Raw genomic sequence first — 5,000 nt, 5'->3', positions numbered from 1 at the left:
CAAGCGTCGCTTGCTATTACAGAGTTTAATGGTTGTTTTTGAGAGATGCAAGTAGGTTTCTTTGAATTTTTCCTATGAGTTTTTATGTAGTGGTACATACAATTTTCTGAAAGTTTATAATTATGAATAGCGTTCATAACTAATTCACATCTCCTACACAAGCATAATTCAGATTTTAGGCTACTTTTGGTTCATTTTTTTAGTGTGTTTGTATACAGGATTGTCTTTCGCTTCAACGTATACAACGTTGTATCCTTGCACACGCAACGCATGCGCACACAAGCGTGCTGAAGCATTTGCGATTCTAAAATCGCCATCATCGTGTGGCACATGGTACGTGTCGTAATCGTTTTGCGAGCGATAATACACAAGCGTTATTGTATCTGGTGCATGCCCTTGCTCGGCTTCAACTGACTGTATGCGTTGCAGTGCATCGGTATACACTTTGTTTTGTAGATCTTTTAATTCATAAAGTAGTTGCCATGCGTTGTTTGATGGCAAGCAGTTAGCATCTGTTTCAAGATTCTCCCATCGAAAAACGGTGCGCTCACGCACGCCTAGCATCTCAGCAAAGCTTGCTGCTGATACTCCTACTTCATTTCTTAATGCACAAAAATTGATCTTATCTTTCTTAAATTCCATTTTTATCCTTTTTTCTATTCTTCACTAATTAAGTTGTTTACTTCTTCACGGATGCCTGGAAGAAATTTCGGTAAAGTACCTGTAGGTAAAAATATAAAATCAAACAATTTCAAGCAGCCTTGTTTTACAAGGTACTGTGCGCGCACGCGCGATATACCGTTTGTTTTGCTTATCTCATCAAGGTTGCATTGATCAGTGCCTTGTAATCCAAAATATCTAATGACTGCACTTCTAAAAGGCTCATGTACTTTTTTGATTGCTGTTGAAACATCTGTTAAAAATGCTTTCTGTGCATCTTCAAGTATGATCATGCGCTTAAACACTATTTCCTGTTTCTCTGCTGGTAAGTCTTGTATGCCTATTCTTATGTAAGCAGTAAAAAGCTTCTTCTCGCCAGCACTTAAAATACTGTTCATAGTGTGCTCCTTTCTAGATGAAGCCTGAGAAAACTCAGGCTTCGTGTTCATTGTTCTTATACCGCTTCAAAAAAATCCCAATCATCATGACGTACATTTACATCAAATTCTTCTTCATTGTGTTCATCATTTTCAAGCTCTTCTATTGTAGTCTTAACTTCTTCTATGATGTCTTGCGCGTGTGCAAATAGATAATCCGCTATGGCTTTTTCTTTTCGGTCACAGTCATCAGGGTAGTGATTCTTAATGTACTCCTCTACTTCTCCAGGCTGTAAATGGATTGAGTAGTCTGTACCGTAAACGCGCAATTCATCAGCGTATAATTCATACGAAAGAGGATAATCATAGAACTCGTTGCTATCATCACATGCAAGTAAAAATTCCTCGCGCGTTTTAGCATCTTCAAGCTTTTTAAGCGCAAATTGATATTGTTCAATTTCGGTTAAGTGTGTAAATAAATCCTCAATAATTTTTTCTGCGTTATCCCAAATTAGTGCGCCGTCAAGCTCGTCCTCATATTTCCAATATAGTTCCTCAAGACAATTTACAGCATAGTGCTTCTTATTTTCGACATATTCTTCGTATTCGTCTTTTTCTGCTTCAGGCACTTCAAAATCATAATCTACACAACACTCTTCATCATACTCTTCAAATCTCTCTATTTTTTTAAACAGAGCGTCAATGACAGTGTTCTCTTCATCTGTTGCGTACTGTTGTAAGTATCCTATATATGTATCCTCATCCTCACCAATTGTTGAATACACTACATATAAGCTAAGCTCGCAATCCTCTTCACCTGCTCCCTCATATGCAGCTTCATTCATGCACAAGCGTGTAAATTCATCTTTATTATCTTCTTTATTTGCAGCAGTAAGCTTATCTAAAAGTTCAAAGTCTTTCATCATTAGCTCCTTTGTTAAGCAAACTTGTAACCAAGTTCACGTGCTTCCTTGTATGTAATCTCAACAAACTTACGGGCACGTGGACGTTTATACAGGTACGTAACTTCTTTGTTGTTGCTGCTTAATCGTCTACCTTGTGCACCAATAATAAAATTATCTTTCTTGCGCACGTCTAAGCCCTCTGCCACAAATTCTGCCCAACGAGGATGCTTACGAGTAAAACCACCAACCATTTGATCGTAAACTATACGGATGCGTAAACGTTTTAAATCGGGCTGCTGAGCTTTTGTTGGTTTTACGGGTGGAAAATCTGCTGGGTTCAGATGCTTAAATTGATCCTGATAATAATAATCTGTGCAATTCGCTGCTGCCCCTGTATGATGCCATTCATGAGATATTACAGCGCAAGCATCAACTGCACGTTTTTGCCAAGCAGATAAATTAGAATACGTTACTGCTCCTGCCATTTCCGCACTTATTGCTCGATCACTTTTTGTAAGTATTCCATACTGATTTTTCATTGCAATTCACTCCTAATGTCTTGCTTTTAACTATGGCTGTAGTATACATCATTTGTCATGACTTTACAAGCACGTGTACAGGTAATTCATATTCCCTACATAAATAATTGTCATTTATTATCGATCAAAATCGCTGCGGTGATAAATGTTCTTTGAATTACTATATGTTGTATCTTTTATGTTATTGTTATCTCTATGTGCACTATATATTGTTATATGTTCATCCCAATTAGTTTGTACTATCTCATCGAATGCTTGTCCAAAGGTTGGATCGGTGATTTTTATTTCTTTGCTTATACGTGGTGCGCCATGGCGCTTTGTTACTTGCATAATTTTTAGTTCGTTTAATGGTGCATCTTTTAGTGCAAAATACACGCTTTTGATCTCGCTGCCTGTACGCTTGATGTGTGCACACGTGAGCAAAGTTGGATTCATCGCTATAGCTGGAAAGATTTTAGAGATATTATGTGAGGTAACCTTATCAGCATAAATTCTTTTTGCATCAGGATAGATAAGATTTACGCCAGAAAAATATATTCTTAATACTCTTTTAGCTGCATGAGTGATTTTTTTGAAATCTTTTTTATGTATGCCAACTTTGGTGTTATTGCCTTTTTGCCAGATAGCTATTACATCTTCTTTTGTGATAGGGCACATATTTTGGATTAAAACAGCGTTTTTGCGTCCATTTAGCTGAGCAAAGAGAATTGTATCGCATCTGTTCTTATTGCCTGTCATGACATGCTTATCGTAGATTCCTTTGTATTTTGCGTATTTTGATGATAGCGGTACAGCCCAGAAAATCTGGTCGTCAAACTTGTCTTTTGCAACTATCAAATAAGGGCGTTTGCCCTTATGAGCTTTCGCTTGATGATTTTTTAATAAGTAGCTATCTTTATAATACGCAAAATAAGCTTCTTTAATGAAGCATAGCGATCCAATATCCATTTTTCTCACTCCGTATGCACAAGTGTGGAAGCGTGCATTGTTTTGTATGGCAGTGTTGGTAAACCTGCAACACTGTAAACCAGCATTATTTCATGAATGATATTTTTATCCTGAATATCAAAAAACAGCAGCTGCTCGCATGCGAGCGCACTTATAATACCGTGTACAAACATTTAGTGCAAGATTATGTAAAAAATTTACTAATTGATAAAACGCGCTATACTGTCTATACACACTTAATAAAATATCGTCATATTCTCCTTTATATTGGTTTGGGCAAACCTAAGGAGTAAGCATGTGCATACCTAAGGCATGGGGTTCACGGCGACATTTTACGTATGAAGAACGTTTTTACATTGAGATAGCTCTTAAAAATCATACCAGCGTTGCCACTATTGCAAAACATTTGCATTTCACACGAAAAAACATTTATCGAGAAATTAAAAAAGGTCTTGTCGTTCAAAAGGGGCAATCTGCCCTGCTAGATGAAATGCTTGTATACAAAGCTGATTATGCACAGCGCATAAGTGCGCTGCGACAGTCAAAAAAAGGTTCAAGCTTAAAAATTGGAAAGCGCATAGATCTCGCTGAATCAATCGAGCATCTTATCAAAAGTAAAGGTTATTCTCCTTTTGCAGCCCTTGATACACTCAAAGCTAACAACACAAAAAACCTTTTCTGTACAAAAACGCTTTATAATTACATTCATGCAGGCGTACTTGATCTGGACATGAGTGATCTACCGATGAAAGGCTTACAGATCAGAAAAAAGAAAAACGCTTATAAGCATGCACACAAGCGCTTACATGGAAAGTCTATTGAAGTGCGTCCTGAAAGAGTTTCTGATCGCACAGAATTTGGACATTGGGAGGGTGATTTGATTGTTGGAGCACAAGGCAGCAAGACGGTTGTATTTACGCTTGTAGAGCGTAAAACCAAGATGCTAATCACACAGAAGTTGCCTTGTAAAGAGATGGCTGGCGTAGTTGGCATCATAAACTCGCTTGAATATAAGTACGGTCGGCGTTTTAGTGACGTGTTCAAGACAATAACCTTTGATAATGGCTCTGAATTTCAAGACTTTCACGGTATGGAAACATCACAATTTAAGTGCCGTCAAGACCATAAACGTACAGAGATCTACTATGCGCATCCGTATTCATCATACGAGCGTGGACAAAACGAAGTTACGAATCGCTTTTTACGGCGCAAACTACCTAAAGGTAAAAACCTTGGTGCATACAGCAAGCAATATATACAAGATGTAACACAGTGGATTAACTCCTACCCACGTAAATCTGTAGCACATCTTGGTTGTCATACAGCAGAGCAAGCGTTTGAAAAAGAGCTTGATCAGATAAAGCATAATACAAGCTAGATTGCTTGTTTGCTTTCGGAATTGAATATGTTGTTTTTTTCTAGCCTTAATTTCCTATTGCATTTTTTTGAAAAATTTTGATAAAATATAGGCAGCGGTAATGGTGTGGTGCTCATTATCTCAATTCTCACCATGCCTAAACATGAGACAGGCTTGCCCGCCTAGTTTGTGTCTATAAATCTTACATTTCTCC

The 5,000-nt window shown here is 37.7% G+C and carries 6 protein-coding genes; 1 reads left to right on the top strand and 5 read right to left on the bottom strand.

The window, feature by feature from the left end; translation table 11 throughout:
• Positions 1 to 180 precede the first annotated feature (180 nt).
• The 5 genes from HMPREF3190_RS03080 to cptIN form a co-directional block, all read right to left on the bottom strand.
• A complete protein-coding gene (locus HMPREF3190_RS03080) occupies positions 181 to 642 on the bottom strand; it encodes a helix-turn-helix domain-containing protein (RefSeq protein WP_066780293.1) in 462 nt (153 codons plus the stop codon).
• Positions 643 to 656: 14 nt separating this feature from the next.
• Positions 657 to 1,058 (bottom strand): hypothetical protein, encoded by a 402-nt coding sequence (locus HMPREF3190_RS03075; RefSeq protein WP_066780291.1) that lies wholly within the window; start codon positions 1,056 to 1,058, stop codon positions 657 to 659.
• A 56-nt stretch (positions 1,059 to 1,114) separates the two neighbouring features.
• On the bottom strand, positions 1,115 to 1,960 hold the full coding sequence (locus HMPREF3190_RS03070; protein WP_066780290.1) for a hypothetical protein: 846 nt from the start codon (positions 1,958 to 1,960) through the stop codon (positions 1,115 to 1,117).
• A gap of 14 nt (positions 1,961 to 1,974) precedes the next feature.
• Complete coding sequence (locus tag HMPREF3190_RS03065) at positions 1,975 to 2,481, bottom strand: hypothetical protein (protein WP_066780288.1); 507 nt, start codon at positions 2,479 to 2,481, stop codon at positions 1,975 to 1,977.
• Positions 2,482 to 2,598: 117 nt separating this feature from the next.
• The gene (gene cptIN / locus HMPREF3190_RS03060; RefSeq protein WP_066780282.1) at positions 2,599 to 3,429 is read right to left on the bottom strand and encodes a type III toxin-antitoxin system CptIN family toxin; all 831 of its coding nucleotides are present in this window, start codon (positions 3,427 to 3,429) and stop codon (positions 2,599 to 2,601) included.
• A gap of 295 nt (positions 3,430 to 3,724) precedes the next feature.
• Between cptIN and HMPREF3190_RS03050 the strand changes: the two genes are divergently transcribed.
• Entirely contained in the window at positions 3,725 to 4,807 is a 1,083-nt protein-coding gene (locus HMPREF3190_RS03050) for an IS30 family transposase (RefSeq protein ID WP_066780278.1), read from the top strand.
• Positions 4,808 to 5,000 lie beyond the last annotated feature (193 nt).

It is taken from the genome of Umbribacter vaginalis (assembly GCA_001552935.1).
Lineage (GTDB): Bacteria > Actinomycetota > Coriobacteriia > Coriobacteriales > Eggerthellaceae > Berryella > Berryella vaginalis.
The sequence above is the reverse complement of the archived record's forward strand: the minus strand, read 5'-3'. Positions and strand labels throughout refer to the sequence as shown.